15 protein-coding genes, 1 pseudogene and 1 riboswitch are annotated in these 19799 nt (G+C 56.8%); of the genes and pseudogenes, 10 read left to right on the plus strand and 6 right to left on the minus strand.

All coding sequences use genetic code 11. The features are described from left to right. Nucleotides 1-66: 66 nt before the first annotated feature. Together PGR29_RS01745 and PGR29_RS01750 are read left to right on the plus strand one after the other, a co-directional pair. A complete protein-coding gene (locus PGR29_RS01745; protein WP_015366536.1) occupies nucleotides 67-1452 on the plus strand; it encodes a diaminobutyrate--2-oxoglutarate transaminase in 1386 nt (461 codons plus the stop codon). A 9-nt stretch (nucleotides 1453-1461) separates the two neighbouring features. Beyond that, entirely contained in the window at nucleotides 1462-2943 is a 1482-nt protein-coding gene (locus PGR29_RS01750; RefSeq protein WP_271032554.1) for a pyridoxal phosphate-dependent decarboxylase family protein, read from the plus strand. A gap of 67 nt (nucleotides 2944-3010) precedes the next feature. On the opposite strand, the gene PGR29_RS01755 is transcribed toward PGR29_RS01750, so the two are convergent. The 4 genes from PGR29_RS01755 to PGR29_RS01770 form a co-directional block, all read right to left on the minus strand. After that, on the minus strand, nucleotides 3011-4201 hold the full coding sequence (locus PGR29_RS01755; RefSeq protein ID WP_316423933.1) for a cytochrome c biogenesis protein DipZ: 1191 nt from the start codon (nucleotides 4199-4201) through the stop codon (nucleotides 3011-3013). A gap of 88 nt (nucleotides 4202-4289) precedes the next feature. Then, nucleotides 4290-5642: an ATP-binding protein gene (locus tag PGR29_RS01760; protein ID WP_316423934.1), complete on the minus strand. Its 1353-nt coding sequence runs from the start codon at nucleotides 5640-5642 to the stop codon at nucleotides 4290-4292. After that, nucleotides 5642-6379: a response regulator gene (locus tag PGR29_RS01765; protein ID WP_271032557.1), complete on the minus strand. Its 738-nt coding sequence runs from the start codon at nucleotides 6377-6379 to the stop codon at nucleotides 5642-5644. The genes PGR29_RS01760 and PGR29_RS01765 overlap by 1 nt, the downstream gene beginning before the upstream one ends. Nucleotides 6380-6465: 86 nt before the next feature. Next, the gene (locus PGR29_RS01770) at nucleotides 6466-7458 is read right to left on the minus strand and encodes an alpha/beta fold hydrolase (protein WP_316423935.1); all 993 of its coding nucleotides are present in this window, start codon (nucleotides 7456-7458) and stop codon (nucleotides 6466-6468) included. A gap of 247 nt (nucleotides 7459-7705) precedes the next feature. Between PGR29_RS01770 and PGR29_RS01775 the strand changes: the two genes are divergently transcribed. From PGR29_RS01775 to pqqF, 7 genes are all read left to right on the plus strand, one after another. Continuing rightward, nucleotides 7706-8725 (plus strand): dipeptidase, encoded by a 1020-nt coding sequence (locus PGR29_RS01775; RefSeq protein ID WP_316423936.1) that lies wholly within the window; start codon nucleotides 7706-7708, stop codon nucleotides 8723-8725. 138 nt (nucleotides 8726-8863) lie between these two features. Next, nucleotides 8864-8935 (plus strand): pyrroloquinoline quinone precursor peptide PqqA, encoded by a 72-nt coding sequence (gene pqqA, locus PGR29_RS01780; protein WP_002905689.1) that lies wholly within the window; start codon nucleotides 8864-8866, stop codon nucleotides 8933-8935. Between the two features lie 54 nt (nucleotides 8936-8989). Continuing rightward, on the plus strand, nucleotides 8990-9907 hold the full coding sequence (gene pqqB, locus PGR29_RS01785; RefSeq protein ID WP_213316115.1) for a pyrroloquinoline quinone biosynthesis protein PqqB: 918 nt from the start codon (nucleotides 8990-8992) through the stop codon (nucleotides 9905-9907). A 2-nt stretch (nucleotides 9908-9909) separates the two neighbouring features. Then, nucleotides 9910-10665, plus strand: a complete 756-nt coding sequence (gene pqqC / locus PGR29_RS01790) for a pyrroloquinoline-quinone synthase PqqC (protein WP_316423937.1) — start codon at nucleotides 9910-9912, stop codon at nucleotides 10663-10665. 2 nt (nucleotides 10666-10667) lie between these two features. Further along, nucleotides 10668-10946, plus strand: a complete 279-nt coding sequence (gene pqqD / locus PGR29_RS01795; RefSeq protein ID WP_316423938.1) for a pyrroloquinoline quinone biosynthesis peptide chaperone PqqD — start codon at nucleotides 10668-10670, stop codon at nucleotides 10944-10946. Then, a complete protein-coding gene (gene pqqE, locus PGR29_RS01800) occupies nucleotides 10933-12075 on the plus strand; it encodes a pyrroloquinoline quinone biosynthesis protein PqqE (RefSeq protein WP_020078732.1) in 1143 nt (380 codons plus the stop codon). Before pqqD ends, pqqE begins: the two co-directional genes overlap by 14 nt. Continuing rightward, a complete protein-coding gene (gene pqqF, locus PGR29_RS01805) occupies nucleotides 12075-14372 on the plus strand; it encodes a pyrroloquinoline quinone biosynthesis protein PqqF (RefSeq protein WP_316423939.1) in 2298 nt (765 codons plus the stop codon). Before pqqE ends, pqqF begins: the two co-directional genes overlap by 1 nt. A 5-nt stretch (nucleotides 14373-14377) precedes the next feature. Here the strand turns inward: pqqF and mrdA are convergent. Further along, nucleotides 14378-16297, minus strand: a pseudogene (gene mrdA / locus PGR29_RS01810) (penicillin-binding protein 2). 186 nt (nucleotides 16298-16483) lie between these two features. Further along, a complete protein-coding gene (locus PGR29_RS01815) occupies nucleotides 16484-17116 on the minus strand; it encodes a LysE family translocator (RefSeq protein WP_087859615.1) in 633 nt (210 codons plus the stop codon). A gap of 17 nt (nucleotides 17117-17133) precedes the next feature. Continuing rightward, nucleotides 17134-17213: riboswitch (ZMP/ZTP riboswitch) on the minus strand. Between the two features lie 363 nt (nucleotides 17214-17576). Between PGR29_RS01815 and katG the strand changes: the two genes are divergently transcribed. Next, entirely contained in the window at nucleotides 17577-19754 is a 2178-nt protein-coding gene (katG, locus tag PGR29_RS01820) for a catalase/peroxidase HPI (RefSeq protein WP_087859614.1), read from the plus strand. Nucleotides 19755-19799: the final 45 nt, after the last annotated feature.

Consider the following 19799-nt stretch of genomic DNA (forward strand, 5'->3'; position numbering starts at 1 on the left):
CGATTCAATTTTCTAAACCTTTTTATTCAACCAGAGTTCAAACGTAACGCTGGTTGTGGGAGTGATATGATGACGGATAAAGTCCGTATTGATACTTTAAGTGCAGATTTATTGGACGCGAACAACGAAACCTTTTTGGCTCGTCAGGCTGAATTCGAATCGAATGTCAGGAGTTACCCTCGCAAGTTACCGCTCGCCATCACCAAAGCCGAAGGCGTTTGGCTGACCGATGCGGATAACAAACAGTACCTGGACTGCCTCGCCGGCGCCGGGACCCTCGCTCTGGGCCATAACCATCCTGAAGTACTGCAGAGCATCCAAAGTGTCATTACCAGCGGCTTGCCGTTACATACCCTCGATCTGACAACACCGTTAAAAGATCGCTTTTCTGAATACCTGCTCTCCTGCCTGCCAGGCGAAGGGAAAGAGTATTGCCTGCAGTTCACCGGACCTTCCGGCGCTGACGCCGTTGAAGCCGCGCTGAAGCTGGCGAAAAAATACACCGGCCGTACGGCGGTGATCAGCTTCTCCGGCGGTTATCACGGGATGACCCACGGCGCGCTGTCCGTGACCGGTAATCTGTCGCCAAAAGCGGCGGTCAACGGCATGATGCCGGAAGTCCAGTTTATGCCTTATCCGCACCTGTATCGTTGTCCGCTGGGCATCGGCGGCGAAGCGGGCGTGAAGGCATTGACCTATTACTTCGAAAACCTGATCAACGACGTGGAAAGCGGCGTTCGCAAACCTGCAGCGGTTATCCTTGAAGCCGTGCAGGGTGAAGGCGGCGTGAACCCGGCTCCGGTTGAGTGGCTGCAACGCATCCGCAAAGTCACCAAAGAGCACGGCATTCTGCTGATCATCGATGAAGTTCAGGCAGGCTTCGCCCGTACCGGTAAATTCTTCGCCTTCGAACACGCCGGCATCGAGCCGGACATTATCGTGATGTCGAAAGCCGTCGGCGGTGGTCTGCCAATGGCGGTTCTGGGCATTAAGAAAGAGTTCGATGCCTGGGAACCTGGCCATCATACCGGCACCTTCCGCGGCAACCAGCTGGCGATGGCCACCGGCCTGACCACCCTGCGCCACCTGCGTGATAACAAGATTGCCGACAAAGTCGCCGCCCAGGGCGAGTGGCTGAAAGGCAAACTGGCGGAAATGCAGAAACGCTATCCGGTTATCGGTCACGTGCGCGGCCTCGGTCTGATGATCGGTATCGAAATCGTGAAGCCGAACGAGGCGCAGGATCATATGGGTTGCTACCCGGCTGACGGCGAACTCTCCGCGCTACTGCAGAAGAAATGCTTCGAAGCGGGCCTGATCCTGGAACGCGGTGGCCGTCACGGTTGCGTACTGCGTCTGCTGCCGTCCCTGCTGATTAGCGACGCGGAGCTGGAAGTGTTCCTCGATAAGTTTGAACAGGCCCTGCTGGCCGCCGGCGTAAAACCGGTCTGAGTGGAGTAAGTGACCGCAATGTCCAAATTGAATCCGATTCTGGCTGGGTCCGCGGCAAGCATTGACGCTTACCAGCAGGTCATTTCCCAGACCAGCCAGGCGGTTGCGCAGTGGCTGCAACAACCTGAAATGTATCAGGGGAAAAGCGTTGATGAACTCCGTGAGCGCATCACCCTTGATTTTAACGAACAGGGTCTGGGCAACCAGGCGGCGATTGAACGTGCGATCGAGTACTTCCTGAAAGACAGCCTGTCGGTGCACCATCCGCAGTGCGTGGCGCACCTGCACTGCCCAAGCCTGGTTATCAGCCAGGCGGCGGAAGTGCTGATCAACGCCACCAACCAGAGCATGGACTCCTGGGATCAGAGCCCTTCAGCCACCATCATTGAGATGAAGCTGATCGAGTGGTTGCGTGCGCAGGTCGGTTATCCGGCTGGCGATGCCGGCGTCTTCACCAGCGGCGGCACCCAGAGCAATCTGATGGGCCTGATGCTGGCACGCGACGCCTTCTTCGCCCGTCAGGGGCATTCCATCCAACAGGATGGTATTCCGGGCGATATTCGTCAGTACAAAGTGCTGTGCTCGGAAAACGCCCACTTCTCGGTGCAGAAGAACATGGCGCTGATGGGGCTTGGCTATCGCTCGGTCACGTTGGTGAAAACCGATGAATTCGCCCGTATGGACGTCACCGACCTGAAGGCGAAGATTGCGCAAGCGCAGGCCAACGGCGAGCAGATCATGGCCATCGTCGCCACCGCCGGTACCACCGACGCGGGCGCGATTGACCCGCTGCGTGATATTGCCGGTATCGCGGCGGAGCACCAGATCTGGCTGCACGTTGATGCCGCATGGGGCGGCGCGCTGCTGCTGTCCGAGCAGTATCGCGATTACCTTGACGGCCTGGAGTTAGTGGATTCCGTTACCCTGGACTTCCATAAGCAGTTCTTCCAGACCATTAGCTGCGGCGCCTTCCTGCTGAAAGAGGCTCGCCACTACGAGCTGATGCGCTATCAGGCGGCCTATCTGAACTCCGAGTTTGATGAAGAACACGGCGTTCCGAACCTGGTCTCCAAATCGCTGCAGACCACCCGCCGCTTCGATGCGCTGAAGCTGTGGATGGGGCTTGAGGCACTGGGCAAGAAACAGTACGCTTCAATCATCGATCATGGCGTGACGATGGCGAAAAACGTCGCGGAATTCGTGAAGTCTCAGCCAACGCTGGAGCTGGTCATGCAGCCGCAGCTGGCAAGCGTGCTGTTCCGCTCACGTCCGGCGCAAATGGCTGGTAGTGATACCGCCGCGATCGCCCTGCTCAACCAGCGCGTGGGCGACGCCCTGCTGGAATCCGGCCGCGCCAACGTCGGCGTGACCGAGCATAACGGCGTAACCTGCCTGAAGCTGACGCTACTCAACCCGGTGGTGACGCTGGACGATGTGAAGGTCTTGCTGAGCCTCGTTGAACGCACCGCCCAGGAGCTGCTGGCGAAATAAGACGCTGCCGATTAGCGAGTGTTCTCCAAAGCCGATAACTGTCGTTATCGGCTTTTTTATTTCCTCCTCACGTCCGCGCTTCGCGCAGCAGTTGTTGGATCACCTGCTCCTGACGGGCATAATCACCTTCGCCAAAGGCGGTATAACGCAGTTGTCCCCGCGCGTCGAAGATATAATGCGCCGGCCAGTACTGATTACCAAACGCATTCCAGATGGCGTAGTTGTTATCTGCGACAACCGGATAGTTTAGCTGCCACTGGCTGACCGCTTCACGAAGCTGCGGCAACGACCGTTCCCACGGATATTCCGGCGTATGTACGCCAATCACCACCAGCCCCGCATCGCGATACTTATTGGCCCACGCCCGTACATAAGGCAGCGTATGCTGACAGTTGATGCAATCGCGGGTCCAAAAATCAATCAGCACCACCTTACCCTTTAACGCCGTATTGGTAAGCGGTGGGCTATTAATCCATGCGGTACCGCCTTGCAATTCTGGCATAGCGCTGGTTGGCCGCGGCGCAACGATCGGCTCCAGCCGAACTCGTTGTTGATCCTGGGGCATAAACGCGCTGAGCCGCTGCTCCAGACGATGGGTTAAACCGCTGGCGCCCTGCAGATAACGATCGCTACCGCTGGCGATTAATGCCACTGCGGCCAACATTGCCACGCCAGCCAGTTGGCGTAACCGCCCACTTATCACCTGACCACCGCGCAAACGGGAAATCAGCCGCGCGCCGAACCACCCCAATAGCAGCAACATCAGCGCGCATCCGCTGGCATAGGAAAGCAGCAAGATGCCGGTAGTCACTGAATTTCCTTGCAACAACGCCAGGCTAAATATCGCCCCCAGCACCGGTCCCGCGCACGGCGCCCAAAGTAGTCCAATCGCCAGTCCGGCGAATACTGAAGCGAGCCCACTGCCATAACGATAGCTCTGTTGGTTAAGTTGATTACCCAACGCAACCGCTGGCGATCCGAGCCAGCCTGCAACGCGTGTTGACAGCAAACTGATAGCCACAACGACCAAAAAGCCCAGCGCCAGCCAACGCCCGACGATAGTCAGATTGACTAACCATCCCCCTGCCGCCGTGGCCAGCAGCGATACAGCGGTAAACATCAACCCCATACCGAACAACAACAGGATGAGTTGTCCCTTACGCCCGCTTACGCTGGCAAACACCAGCGGGATCACCGGTAAGGTGCAGGGGCTGAGCAGCGTCAACATACCGGCCAAAAATGCAATCACAACAGCCATGATCATTCTCCTTCGCAACGTTGCCGAAGTGGCAACGTCAGCATTACAACAGGCGACTGTATGGCGGATATGTCCATGAAACGGCGGTTTAGTATATGGATTTATCTGCAGTTGGAATGGATACAGAAGGATACAAGACGGCGGCATTGAGACGTACCCGCGCCTCAAGACCGCCCTGTTGCAGATTGTGCAGGGTCAAACTTCCCTGCATCTGCCCGGCGAGCTGGGCGGCGATTGCCAGCCCCAAACCGGTACCGCCGGTATCGCGATTACGTGACTGCTCGAGGCGATAGAACGGCTGCAGTACGGCGGTGAGCTCTTCTTCCGGGATGCCGGGGCCGTCATCAACAACGTGAATGATAACATCGCCATTCGGCGGGTAACTCAGGCTGATTTCCACCTTTTCGGCGTATTTCAGCCCATTATCGATTAAGTTACTCATGATCCGCCGCAGCGCCTGCGGCTGAAGCGTCATGACGTCCGCCCCTTTACCGGCACGAAAACTGACCGCTTTACCGATATCGGCATAATCACAGGCGATGCTATCCAGTAACGCATTGAGACTCATCCGCTGCGGCGCTTCTGCCAGCGGTTCGGCCGATCGTGCCAGCGCGATGCCTTCGCGAACCAGTCGGGTCATGCTATCGAGATCCTGTAACAGCTTATTGCGGAGTGCCGGTTGGTCGGCCATCTCGACTCTTAGCTTCATACGGGTAATCGGCGTCTGCAAATCGTGGGAGATCGCCGCCAGGATCCGCGCGCGCTCCTGCAAATGGTCCTGTATTCGCTTTTGCATCGCGTTGAAGGCGCGCGCCGCGCGCTGCACCTCTTGTGGTCCCTTCTCGGCCAGCGGCCCTGCAGCCGGAGTCGCTGGTTGCAGCGTATCAATGGCGCGGGTAAAGCGGGTCATCGGCGCGACCACCTGGCGGACGGCGTGCCAGGCGCAAAATAGCAGTAACAGAAACTGCGCGACCAGCACCAGCGGTAGCCAACGTGCGATGGCCGGCAGCTTTGGCCACAGGTCAATGCTTAGCGGCGCGCCGTCGCGCAGGGTGACGTGGGCCTGAATATGTTCGCGCGGTCCAGGGACGGCGATAATACTCACAGGATAGCGACCGCTCAGGGCTTCCTGTAACGAGCGTACCGCATCGCGGGTACGCCAGCTGGTGGGATAATCGCCAGTTTGTCCGGCAGAAAGCTGATAGCGGTAGTTACCGCGCGCCAGACGCGCCAACCAATGCGGCCGTTCTTGCACAGGAAGACGATCAAGGATAGCCACGCTGGTGGCGACATCGTATTCAAGGTTGCCCAGCATGACGCTACGGGCGCTGCTCATGCGCTCGTAGAGCAGAAGCGATAGCGTCAGGGCATTAGCGAGCAGCAGAGCGAGAAAAATCATTATCATTAAGCGCGACTGCAGTGACGCCGGCCACACTTTCATTATCGCGCCTCGCGGATCGACACCGGCACTGACAGCACGTAACCCTCGCTGCGCACAGTTTTGATATAAGCGGGCTCACGCGCGTCCTCCCGCAGGCGCTGACGCAGGCGGCTCACCAACAGATCGATAGACCGTTCAAACAGTTCGGCATCACGCCCCTGGGTAAGATTCAACAACTGATCGCGGTTAAGCACCCGTTGAGGATGATCAAGAAACACCCGCAGCAGGCGATATTCCGCCCCGCTTAGCGCCACAATTGTGCCACTCTCGTCCAGTAGATGCCGCGCCGAGGTATCGAGCAGCCAGTCGCCAAAGGCGATAAGCCTGCCGGCTTCGCTGATTTGTAAATTGGGAGGAAGCGTGCGGGCGCGGCGTAAGATGGCTTTGATCCGCGCCAGTAGCTCCCGCGCCACGAAGGGTTTCACCAGATAATCGTCGGCCCCCATCTCGAGACCAAGTATACGGTCGCTATCTTCGCTACGCGCGGTCAACATCAGCACCGGGATATCCTGTTGGTCATCATTGCGCAACTGGCGACAAAGGGTTAAACCATCATCGCCGGGCAGCATGATATCGAGGACAATCAGATCGATTTGATGGTTTTTAAGTACAGACCACATCGCTTTGCCATTCGCTGCACCGCTGGCGCGATAGCCCGATTTCTCCAGATAACCCACGATCAGTTCGCGGATATCGCGATCGTCATCAACAACCAGGATGTGGTCAATACGTTCCAAAGGCGTCTCCTGCGGAAAAATAAGCTCATGAAAAGCATATGCGGCTTCTCCGTAAGCGCAACTCTGCGCTTACGGCGCGGTGAGGCTTATAAGCGATCGGCATCAATAACCGCCTGAACAAATTCCGCTGGCGCCTCCTGCGACGGGTTATGTCCCACTGCGCCTTTGAAATCCCGATGCTCATATTTACCGGTGAATTTCGCCCGGTAGCTATCCGGCGCCGGATGCGGCGCGCCATTGTTTTCCCCCTCGATGGTAATCGTGGGTACGATAATCGCCGGCAGTTTCGCGAGTCGCTGTTCGTAGGCCGCATATTTCGCTTCGCCCTGCTCCAACCCCAGGCGCCAGCGGTAGTTGCTGATGGTGACGGCAACGTGATCCGGGTTATCCAGCGCTTTCGCACTATTGGCGAACGTGGCATCCGTGAATGTCCACCGCGGCGAAGCCTGATGCCAGATAAATTTGGCAAAGTCATGGGTATTTTGCCGGTAGCCCGCCTCGCCGCGCGGGGTGGCAAAGTAGAATTGATACCACCACGACAGTTCCGCCTGCGGCGGTAACGGCTTCTCGCCAATTTGCTGGCTGCTAATCAGATATCCGCTCACCGATACCAGCGACTTAACCCGCTGCGGCCAGAGCGCCGCGACGATATCCGCTGTACGCGCGCCCCAGTCAAAGCCGGCGAAATCCGCTTGCTTAATATTTAGCGCATCCATTAGATGCACAATATCCGCCGCCATCGCCGATGGCTGACCGTTACGCGGCGTTTTAGCCGACAGGAAACGGGTGGAGCCGTAGCCGCGCAGATACGGCACGATGACCCGGTAACCCTTCTGCGCCAGCGCCGGGGCCACCTGCGCGTAGCTTTGAATATCATACGGCCAGCCGTGCAGCAAAATTACCGCCTGGCCATCGCGTGGCCCCATATCGACATAACCGATATTCAAATCGCCGGCGTTGATTTGTTGCACCTTGTCGAAAGCGCCTGCGTCTTCAGCAGCGCACACGCTGGCAGACCATAGCGTGGAGAGACACAGCGCCGCCGCGCTGACATGACGGATTGCGGATAATCTGTTCATCCTCATTTCACCTTTTATCTGGAAGTGTTAAGCAAGTACGTGAACAGTTAATCAGGCCTGTGTATCCAGCATGTGTGGGATTTATCGTGTTTTTGCATCGCCATGTATGAGGTTTGCCGATTGATACAGTGTGATACAAACGCCAGCTTTGGCGATTGTTGCTAAGTTGTGAATTTCCACTTGCCGCAGCGAACAAATCAGTTACCGTGTCAGGCATTTCCAGTACAACCAGCAGATGGAGCGCGCTATGGCGATTTTTGATGGTCACAATGACCTGCTGCTCAATTTATGGCTTCACCATCGCGAGGATCCTGCAACCGCTTTCTTTGCCGGGATTGAGAACGGTCATCTCGACTATCCGCGCATGCTGCATGGCGAATTTGCCGGCGGGCTATTCGCACTATTCGTGCCACCGCAGGAATATATTGCCCGTATGGCGCCGCAATACGCCAGCCAACGCTGGGATCCGATCGCTATCCTCTGGCAGCAACTGGCCATCCTGAAACAACTTGTCGCGCACTCCGCTGGACGCGTGAGATTGTGTCTGAGCGCGGCGGATATCGAACGCTGCCGCCAGGATAATGTACTGGCGATGGTGGCGCATATTGAGGGCGCCGGGGGTTTTGATGGCGAGGGCCGCGACCTGCAGGCCTTTTATGCCGCCGGGGTACGCAGCATTGGTCCGTTCTGGAATATTGCTAACCGCTTTGGCAGCGGCGTTAACGGTTCGTTTCCCGGTAGCCCGGACACTGGACCTGGACTGACAGCGGCAGGTATCTTTCTGATTAAGCAGGCCAATGCCTTGAAGATGCAGATTGACGTGTCTCATATGAATGAAAAAGCGTTCTGGGATACCGCCCATCACTCGACGTCTCCGCTGGTCGCCACCCACTCTAATGCCCATGCGCTATGCCCGCAGCCGCGTAATCTTACCGATGAACAACTGATGGCGATTCGCGACAGCGGCGGCGTGGTCGGCGTCAATTTTGGCAACGCCTTCCTGCGCGCCGACGGCAAACGCGACAGCGATACTCCATTACGTACCATCGTTCACCATATCGACTATCTTATTAACATCATGGGCGTCGATCACGTGGCGCTGGGTTCCGATTTTGACGGCATTACGCTACCGGACGAATTGGGCGACGTCAGCGGTTTACCACGGCTAATCAACGCATTGCGCGATAGCGGTTATGAACAATTGGTGCTGGATAAACTGCTGTGGGGTAACTGGCAAAGAGTATTAAAAAATGTTTGGCAACAATAGGTTATATTGTAAACATAAGGTTAAATACTTACATGTTGCCGGTTGACCTTTATCCCCCTGAGGGGCAATATTTGATTGCCATCACAAAACCGACACAACCGACGATGTTGATGTCGCATTTTTATAGAGGAAAAAACAATGTGGAAGAAACCTGCTTTTATTGATTTACGTCTGGGTCTGGAAGTTACGCTGTACATTTCCAACCGCTAATCGCTCCGCCCGCCGTCCGTGCGGGCATTTTGTTTTTTTATCTGGTCCGTCTTCATGTTTATAAAAGTCCTCGGTTCCGCCGCTGGCGGAGGCTTTCCCCAGTGGAATTGTAACTGCGCCAACTGTCAGGGTCTGCGCAATGGCACGATTCAGGCCACCGCCCGTACTCAATCTTCCATTATCGTGAGTGATAACGGTAAAGAGTGGGTGCTGTGTAACGCCTCTCCCGATATCAGCCAGCAGATTGCCCATACGCCAGAGTTAAATAAACAAGGCGTTCTGCGCGGCACGCATATTGGCGGCATTATCCTTACCGATAGCCAGATTGACCATACTACTGGACTACTGAGCCTGCGCGAAGGCTGCCCCCATCAGGTCTGGTGCACGCCGGAGGTACATGAGGATCTCAGCACGGGTTTTCCCATTTTTACCATGTTACGGCACTGGAACGGCGGCCTGATTCACCATCCTGTGACCCCGTTGAATCGCTTTACCGTTGACGCCTGTCCCGACCTGCAGTTTACCGCCGTCCCCATCGCCAGCAATGCGCCGCCCTACTCGCCGTTTCGCGATAGGCCGCTGCCGGGCCATAACGTGGCGCTGTTTATCGAAAACCGCCGTAACGGCCAGACGGTGTTCTATGCGCCGGGGCTTGGCGAACCGGACGAAGCGCTCCTGCCGTGGCTGAAAAAAGCGGACTGCCTGCTGATTGACGGCACCGTCTGGCAGGATGACGAACTGCAGGCTGCCGGCGTCGGGCGCAATACCGGTCGTGATATGGGCCACCTGGCGCTTGGCGATGAACACGGCATGATGGCGCTGCTGGCCTCACTCCCGGCAAAGCGCAAAATTCTGATTCATATCAATAACACTAATCCGATCCTTAACGAGCAATCGCCGCAGCGCAAGGCCCTGACGCAACAGGGAATTGAGGTGAGCTGGGACGGGATGCCTATCACGCTTCAGGACTAACTATGCAGATACGCGAAACCCTATCGCCACAGGCGTTTGAACAAGCGCTACGGGAAAAAGGCGCCTACTACCATATCCATCATCCGTACCATATTGCGATGCATAACGGCGAGGCCAGCCGCGAACAAATCCAGGGCTGGGTGGCGAACCGTTTTTACTACCAGACCAATATCCCGCTAAAAGACGCGGCGATTATGGCGAACTGCCCCGATCCACATACCCGACGCAAATGGGTGCAGCGGATCCTCGACCACGATGGCAGTAATGGCCAGGAAGGCGGTATTGAAGCCTGGCTGCAGTTAGGCGAAGCCGTGGGTCTAAGCCGCGATGAGTTACTCAGCGAGCGCCACGTGCTGCCCGCCGTGCGTTTTGCCGTCGACGCCTACGTCAACTTCTCCCGCCGGGCCAACTGGCAGGAGGCGGCATGCAGTTCACTGACCGAACTGTTTGCCCCGCAAATCCATCAGTCGCGCCTCGATAGCTGGCCGCAGCACTATCCATGGATCAAAGAAGAAGGCTATTTCTACTTCCGCAGCCGCTTAAGCCAGGCCAATCGCGACGTTGAACATGGACTGGAACTGGCGAAGATCTACTGCGATAGCGCGGAAAAGCAGAACCGGATGCTGGAGATCCTGCAATTTAAGCTCGACATTCTGTGGTCGATGCTGGATGCCATGACCATGGCTTACGCGTTGCAGCGCCCTCCCTATCATACGGTCACCGACAAGGCGGCCTGGCACACAACCCGACTGGTATAACTATGCAAAATAGCGCAATCATTGCCTTTCGTCGCGGCTACCGCCTGCAGTGGGAAGCCGCTCAGGATAGCCACGTGATCCTCTATCCGGAAGGAATGGCGAAACTGAATGAAACCGCCGCCGCGATCCTCGAACTGGTCGATGGTCAACGCGACGCGGCAAAAATAATCGCCGAACTCAACGCCCGTTTCCCGGAAGCGGGCGGCGTCGATGACGACGTCATCGAATTCCTGCAGATAGCTTACCAACAGAAGTGGATTATCTTCCGTGAGCCAGAATAAACCCGCCGTTAATCCGCCGCTGTGGCTACTGGCGGAGCTGACCTATCGCTGTCCGTTGCAGTGCCCCTACTGCTCTAACCCGCTGGACTTTGCTCAGCAGGAGAAAGAACTCACCACCGAACAGTGGATTGAGGTCTTTCGCCAGGCGCGGGCCATGGGTAGCGTGCAGATGGGGTTCTCCGGCGGCGAACCGCTGACGCGCAAAGATCTGCCGGAGCTTATCCGCGCCGCGCGCGACCTCGGTTTTTACACCAATCTGATTACGTCAGGCATTGGGCTCACCGAGAGCAAACTCGACGCCTTCAGCGAGGCCGGGCTGGATCATATCCAGATTAGCTTCCAGGCCAGCGATGAAGTGCTTAACGCGGCGCTGGCGGGCAACAAAAAAGCGTTCCAGCAGAAGCTGGCGATGGCGAAAGCGGTAAAAGCACGCGACTACCCGATGGTGCTGAACTTTGTCCTGCATCGCCACAACATCGACCAGATCGATAAAATCATCGAGCTGTGTATCGAGCTGGAAGCGGATGACGTTGAGCTCGCCACCTGCCAGTTTTACGGCTGGGCGTTCCTCAATCGTCAAGGGTTACTGCCGACCCGCGAACAGATCGCCCGTGCTGAACAGGTCGTTGCTGATTACCGACACAAAATGGCGGCTAACGGTAATCTGACCAATCTGCTTTTTGTCACCCCGGACTACTACGAAGAACGACCCAAAGGCTGTATGGGCGGCTGGGGCTCGATATTCCTCAGCGTAACCCCGGAAGGCACCGCACTGCCGTGCCACAGCGCTCGCCAGTTACCGGTCGAGTTCCCGTCGGTGCTGGAACAGAGTCTGGAATCGATCTGGTATGACTCATTTGGCTTCAACCGCTACCGCGGCTTTGACTGGATGCCGGAGCCGTGCCGTTCCTGTGATGAAAAAGAGAAAGATTTCGGCGGCTGCCGCTGTCAGGCCTTTATGCTGACCGGCAATGCCGATAACGCTGACCCGGTGTGCAGCAAATCGCCGCACCATCATAAAATCCTCGAAGCGCGGCGCGAAGCGGCCTGTAGCGACATCAAAATCAGCCAGCTGCAGTTCCGTAACCGCACCCGTTCACAGCTGATTTATAAAACCCGGGAATTGTGATGACCACCGCCACCCGCATCGTGGAACTGGCAGGCGGGATTCGCGCAACGCTGATTCATCAGCCGCAGACGACGCGTGCGGCGGCGTTGGTTAAGGTGGGCGCCGGAAGCCATCACGAAACCGATGCCCTGCCGGGTCTGGCCCATTTACTGGAACATTTGCTGTTTCGCGGCAGCCAGCGCTATCACGATGATGAGCGATTAATGGCGTGGATCCAACGCCAGGGCGGCAGCGTCAACGCCACCACCCTTGCCCGCCACAGCGCCTATTTCTTCGAGGTCGCCGCCAGTAGTCTGGCCGAGGGCATCACCCGTCTACGGGATACGCTCCAGGCGCCGCTGCTGTCGCCTGAAGATATCCGTCAGGAGCTGGCGGTCATTGATGCGGAAAATCGGCTTATCCAGCAGCACGATCCCTCCCGCCGTGAAGCCGCGGCCCGTCACGCGATGGCGGCGCCCGCGGCTTTTCGCCGTTTTCAGGTCGGTAGCATGGATTCGCTGGGCGGAAACTTGCCTGCGCTGCAGGTTGCGCTCGGCGAGTTTCATCAGCGCTATTATGTCGCCAGCCATCTGCAGCTATGGCTTCAGGGGCCGCAGTCGCTTGATGAATTAGCCGCATTGGCTCATTTTTTTGCCGCGGGGTTCCCTGGCGGCCTGCCGCCGGAAAGCCCGCCGTCTACGTATTTTAGCAAAAATGTGGATCTTCAACTGGCCGTTGAAGACAAACCGGCGGTATGGCGTTGTCCGCTCCTTGCAGTAAGTGACAACGTCACTACTTTTCGCGAATTCTTACTGGATGAAGCGCCCGGCAGCCTGCTGGCCGGGCTACGTGAATGCGGGCTCGCGGACGATGTCGCGCTGAACTGGCTTTACCAGGATGAACGTGTCGGCTGGCTGGCGCTGGTATTTAGCAGCGACCATCCCGACGCCATCTATCAGCATGTCGAGCGATGGCTGCAGGCATTGCGCCACACCTCGCCTGAACAGCAGCTGCACTATTACAGGCTGGCGCAGCGGCGTTTTGACGCACTGACCCCGCTCGAACAGCTCCGCCAGCGGGCATTGGGTTTTGCGCCCGATTCCCCGCCCGTCGATTTTGCTGGCTTCTGCGCCAGCTTGCTGTCGGCACCGGCCTCTTCGCTGGTTTGCCGCAAAATAGCGGCTGGCGATGGCGTGGCAACCCAGGGCTTTACCTTACCGCTCAGCCGCTGGCAGCCACGGACAATCGTGATTGATCCGCTGGCATTTAGCTTTTATCCGCAGGCGGCGACCGTTGCTACATCTGACCTGCCGCCAACGACCAGCCCGCTGTTGCACGTCATTGCAGATAATCAAACGCCAACGCTGATCGTTCGCAAACCTTTCTATAGCGTGCTTAGCCAGGCGCAAGGGATGGCGATAAGCCAGCAGATCCGTCCCTTGCTCGCGCAACTTTGCCATACAGGCGGCAGCGGCGAGTGGCAAACGGTGGACGGCAACTGGCAGCTTACTCTACAGCTACCGGAATCCGACGGCGTAGCGGAGCGCGTCGTCACCGCGCTCATGCGCCGATTATCTCAACCCGCGCCGGGGACGACATTCGCGTCTGAAACCATTGCGATTCGCCAGCTACTGCAACAATTACCTGAACATCGGACTACCACCCCGGCGCAAGAGGGTTGGCTGGCGGTGATGGTGGGCGGCAGCGGCAATCTGGCGCAGCAGGTTGCCCGTCAGTTGACGCTGCTCAACGCCCCGGTCAACGCCGAGCTTCGCTCTTCGGCGGGTTGTCGCCGCGGTATTCAGCGTATTCCTCACGCCAGCTCTGATAGCGCGCTTCTGGTTTTTATTCCATTGCCCGAGGGGGCATCGCTGGCCGCGCTGCAACTGCTGGCGCTACTTTGCGAGCCGCAATGCTTCCAGCGTCTGCGGGTCGAACAGCAGATTGGCTACGTGGTGAGCTGCCGTTATCAGCGGATTGCCGATCGCGATGGCCTGCTGCTGGCGCTGCAGTCGCCAGATCGTTCTATCAGTAATCTACTACGCTGCTGTAAAATCTTTCTCCGCCAGTTAACGCTGTGTGGGCAAGCCGAGTTCAGCCAGTTACAACACCAGCTGGCTGAGCAGAACGGTCAGGCGCGGGACGCCAGCGCAACCGCGCTCGCCGCCCTGCGCCAGCGCTATCATCTACCGTTAGCCACGCCGCAGGACGTTAACGAGCTGCAGTTGGGCGAGGTCATCGCGCTATGGCGTGAGATAACTCGCCGTCGCCGTAGTTGGCAAATCTTATATAGCGCGCCGACGACGTCCACCACTTAAGGTCGTTACTGCGCATCAGCGCTTTCGACCTGCGGAACGTTGCTTTGCGCGCTATCCGCAGCTGGCGCATTCGCCGGGTCGAAGATATGGTCGAGAATCGCGCGCGCCGTCGGGCCAGCGACAACGCCATCGCCGCCGCCATTTTCGAGAATGAGCGCCATCGCCACTTTCGGATGCTGATACGGCGCAAACAGGGTATAAAAAATGTGGTCGCGCAGACGCACCGGGATCATTTTGGCATTGTAGGTTTGATTCTCCTTCAGGCTAAATACCTGCGAGGTCCCCGATTTCGCCGCAATCTGGTACGGCGCGGTATGGAACAGCTTATATCCCGTTCCGTTCGGCAGGTTCGCCATCCCATACATACCATTGCGGACAATCCCCCAGTATGGCGATTTCGGGTCGCCGACCTGCGGTAAATTGGCCGGCTGCTGGAAGCGTTCGACCTTATTCCCCTGCTTCATTGAATACAAAAGATGCGGGTTTTGTACCTTGCCGTTGTTGATTAGGGTGGTCAGCGCTTTCACCATTTGAATAGGAGTGGCGATCCAGTAGCCCTGGCCGATACCGACGGAAATCGTATCGCCCTGATACCACGGTTTTTTATGGACCCGCTGTTTCCATTCGCGGCTCGGCAAAACCCCGGCGTATTCTTCATTGAGATCGATGCCGGTCGATTGCCCGTAGCCGAACTTACTCAACCACTCGTGTATGCGATCGATGCCCATTTCAAAAGCGACCTGGTAGAAGAACGTATCCGCCGACTCTTCAATCGCTTTGGTCACGTTCAACATGCCGTGCCCCGTTTTTAACCAGTCGCGATAGCGGCGCTGAGTACCGGGTAACGTCCAGGTCGGTGCGCCAAAGAAGGTGGTATTTGGCGTGATCACCCCGGCAGAAAGGGCTGAGAGCGCCATATACGGCTTGACCGTAGAAGCCGGGGGATACAAGCCCTGAGTGACGCGGTTAATGAGCGGGCGATCCTAGTTATCGAGCAGTGATTTGTAAGCCTGGTAACCAATCCCCTTAACGAAGGGATTAGGGTCATAGCTGGGGCTGGAGACCATCGCCAGTACGCCGCCATCGCGCGGATCGACGGCCACGACCGCGGCGCGCTGGCCCTTCAGGACCGACTCAATATACTGCTGCAAATGCAGGTCGAGCGTCAGATAGATATTTTTGCCGGCGACCGGCGGGACTTCTTTCAACAGGCGAACAACGCGGCCATGATTGTCTACCTCGACTTCCTGATAACCAGTGGTGCCGTGTAGTTCTTTTTCGTAATAGCCTTCAATTCCCTGTTTGCCGATATTGCGGTCAGCCGCGTAGTTTTCTGCTTCGCCGTTTTTCGCCAGCCGTTGCAAATCGTTATCGTTAATTTTAGAAACGTAACCGACGACGTGCGCCAGTTCCGCGCCATAAGGATAACTTCGCTGCTGGTAGCTCTCGACGGTGACGCCAGGAAAACGGAATTCGTTGACCGCGAAGCGCGCCACTTCCACATCGGTAAGATCGGATTTCAGCGTCACTTCTTTATAGCGGCTATTGTGGTGCATATCGTCGCGGAAACTGGCGATATCATCCGCCGTCAGGTCGACAATCGGGCTTAACGCCTGGAGCAGCGCCGACATATCGGCAATCTTGCTGGGGATCACCTGCAGGCGATACAGGGTGATATTTTGCACCAGCGGAATACCGTTGCGGTCGAAAATCAGCCCCCGGCTTGGCGCGATCGGCAGCATTTTAATGTCGTTTTGATTGGAACGAGTCTGATAAAAATCGTGCTGCTCTACCTGGAGATGGTAGAGATTGAAAATCAACACGCCAAAGCAAACCACCACCAACAGGAAAGCAATAACGGCGCGGCGGATAAACAGCATCTCTTCTGCCGAGTGGTCGCGGATCTCATCTCTCAATAGGGGCATTGGCGGCAATTTACCTGCGTCACTGGAAAGCACAAAAAATAAAGGCGGGGAAGAATAGCTTTATTGACGCATTAGCCCTACAGAAAGGTTGCTAATGAACTGGCAGAAATGTATCAGTATGTTAGAACGTGAGATGCCTTTCTCCGGTTGAGAAAGGCATAAGCATGCGGGGTTTGCCAGCAACGGTTATTTTCTGGCCTCAAAAGCTATTTTCACGGCCATTCCGGCAAGTACCGTCGCCATCAGCCAACGTTGAAATTGTTGCCAGCCCGGCCGCCGCCCAAGAAAAAGCGCCACCTGCCCGGCCAGCATAATAATAAGTCCGTTTACCGCCACGCTTATTAGCGCTTGGGTGCAGCCTAGTATGAGCGACTGACTCAGCACGCTGCCGAGTCCGGGGGTGATAAACTGCGGCAGCAAAGACAAATACATAATAGCCACTTTAGGATTCGCCAGGCTGGTAAGAAAGCCCATCAGAAACAGCTTACGCCCGCTATCTGCCGGTAAGTCGCGTACCGCGAAAATCGGCCGCCCGCCGGGTTTAATCGCCTGCCACGCTAAATAGAGTAAATAAGCCACTCCGCAAATTCGCAACGCATCGTAGGCATAGGGTACGGCGAAAACCAGCGCGGTTATGCCAAAAGCGGCGCACAGCATATAACAGAAAAATCCCACCGCAACGCCAGCAAGAGATATAAAGCCGGCGCGTTTTCCCTGGCAAATCGACCGTGAAGTGAGGTACATCATGTTGGGGCCAGGCGTTAACACCAACCCCAACGCCACCGCGGCAAAAGCCGATAATGAAGCTAATTCAGGCATAACTTATCTCCAGATAGGGGTAATGCCCAGGCGCGCGGCGTACTTGACCATGCTCCCCAACAGTATTCTGTCTTTAGCGCCAGTCACATGGTGTCTAAGTATTAGCTTATTCCCGTTCGGTCGACAACCATTTCGCCCTTCCCGACCGTTTGGGTTTACCGGCGTTTTCGGCACGCCGCTTGACTGGCAACGCTAATCCTTTCATCGCAGTAAAATTGTCATATCTCAAACAATTAGCGATCCGTAGCGGTTAACGCATCATAACGTTTCCTTTACCGCTGCGTTACGACTATGTTTAAAGGTGTGGTTTTGAATTTCGCCGATTACACACAATAAAACGCTGGTTTTATTTATGTTTGTTGAACGGTAAAAGCTATTAAATCCGTAGACTCATTCAAATATCGCTTATTGGTAGCAGTGTATATCGTAATGGCATTCACAAAAGCAAACGGAGCCTGATATGAGCACGTCAAATGATCCCACTAACAACCCATCCGCAGGGAAATGCCCTTTCCACGCCGAGACGCCGAAGCAAAGCGCCGGCAGCGGTACCGCTAACCGTGATTGGTGGCCCAACCAACTTCGTGTTGACCTGCTGAATCAGCACTCCAACCGTTCTAACCCGCTGGGTGAAAACTTCAACTATCGGGAAGAGTTTAAAAAGCTCGACTACTCCGCATTAAAAGCCGACCTTCGCGCACTGCTGACCGACTCCCAGGAGTGGTGGCCTGCCGATTGGGGTAGCTACATTGGCCTGTTTATTCGCATGGCGTGGCACGGCGCGGGGACCTACCGTACCGTTGATGGCCGCGGCGGCGCGGGTCGCGGGCAGCAGCGTTTCGCTCCGCTTAACTCCTGGCCGGATAACGTCAGCCTTGATAAAGCCCGTCGCCTGCTGTGGCCGGTAAAACAAAAATACGGTCAGAAAATTTCCTGGGCCGACCTGTATATGCTGGCGGGTAACGTCGCATTAGAAAACGCCGGCTTCCGTACCTTCGGTTTCGGCGCAGGCCGCGAAGACGTGTGGGAACCAGACCTCGACGTTGACTGGGGCGATGAAAAAGAGTGGTTGAAGCACCGCCACCCGGAAAGCCTGGAAAAACAAGCGCTGGGCGCCACCGAAATGGGTCTGATCTATGTCAACCCGGAAGGCCCTAACGCCAGCGGCGATCCGCTTTCCGCCGCGGCAGCCATTCGTGCCACCTTCGGCAATATGGCGATGGACGATGAAGAAATCGTCGCGCTGATCGCCGGCGGCCATACGCTGGGTAAAACGCACGGCGCCGCACCGGCAAGCCACGTTGGCCCAGAACCAGAAGCCGCCCCGCTGGAATCTCAGGGTCTCGGCTGGAGCAGTACTTACGGCAGCGGTGTAGGCGCGGACGCTATCACTTCGGGTCTGGAAGTGGTATGGACGCAAACCCCGACCCAATGGAGCAACTACTTCTTCGAGAACCTGTTCAAATATGAATGGGTGCAGACGCGCAGCCCGGCGGGCGCAATTCAGTTTGAAGCGAAAGATGCGCCGGAGATTATTCCCGATCCGTTTGATCCGAATAAAAAACGTAAACCGACGATGCTGGTAACGGACCTGACGCTGCGCTTCGACCCGGAATTCGGCAAAATCTCACGCCGTTTCCTGAACGATCCGCAGGCCTTCAACGAAGCCTTCGCACGTGCCTGGTTTAAGCTGATTCACCGTGATATGGGGCCAAAATCCCGTTATCTCGGCCCGGAAGTGCCAAAAGAAGATCTGATTTGGCAGGATCCATTACCGGCACCGACACATAACCCAACCGCCTCCGATATCGCCACATTGAAAACGGCCATTGCGGATTCAGGCCTGTCGGTTAGCGAACTGGTCTCCGTTGCCTGGGCTTCCGCCTCAACCTTCCGCGGCGGTGACAAGCGCGGCGGCGCTAACGGCGCGCGTCTGGCCCTGCTGCCACAGAGAGAATGGCCGGTAAATGCCATTGCCAGCAAAGTGCTGCCAACGCTACAGGCCATCCAGAAAGCATCCGGTAAAGCTTCGTTGGCGGATATCATTGTTCTGGCGGGCGTCGTGGGAGTTGAGCAAGCCGCTGCCGCTGCCGGCGTTCGCGTAAACGTGCCATTCGCGCCGGGTCGCGTTGATGCGCGCCAGGATCAGACCGATGTTGAAGCAATGGATCTGCTGCAGCCGCTGGCCGACGGTTTCCGTAATTACCGTCGCATCGAAGGCGGAGTGTCGACGGAAACGCTGCTGATCGATAAGGCGCAGCAGCTCACCCTGACGGCGCCGGAAATGACGGCGCTGGTCGGCGGCCTGCGCGTGTTGGGCGCTAACTTCGATGGCAGCCAACATGGCGTCTTCACCGATCGCGTCGGCGTCCTCAGCACTGATTTCTTCGTCAACCTGCTGGATATGGGCACGGTCTGGAAAGCCGCTGATGATCAGGCGGAGCTGTTTACCGGTCGCGACCGTAAGAGCGGCGAAGAGAAATATACCGCCACTCGCGTCGATCTGGTGTTCGGTTCTAACTCGGTCCTGCGCGCGTTGGCCGAAGTCTATGCCTGCGCCGATGCGCAACAGAAATTCGTCACGGATTTCGTTGCCGCGTGGACGAAAGTGATGAATCTGGACCGCTTCGATCTGTAATTCCCCTGCCCGCCGGTGAATAACCAGCGGCAGGTTACTCGGTTA

Source organism: Klebsiella sp. 141203, from assembly GCF_032601985.1.
GTDB lineage: Bacteria > Pseudomonadota > Gammaproteobacteria > Enterobacterales > Enterobacteriaceae > Klebsiella > Klebsiella aerogenes.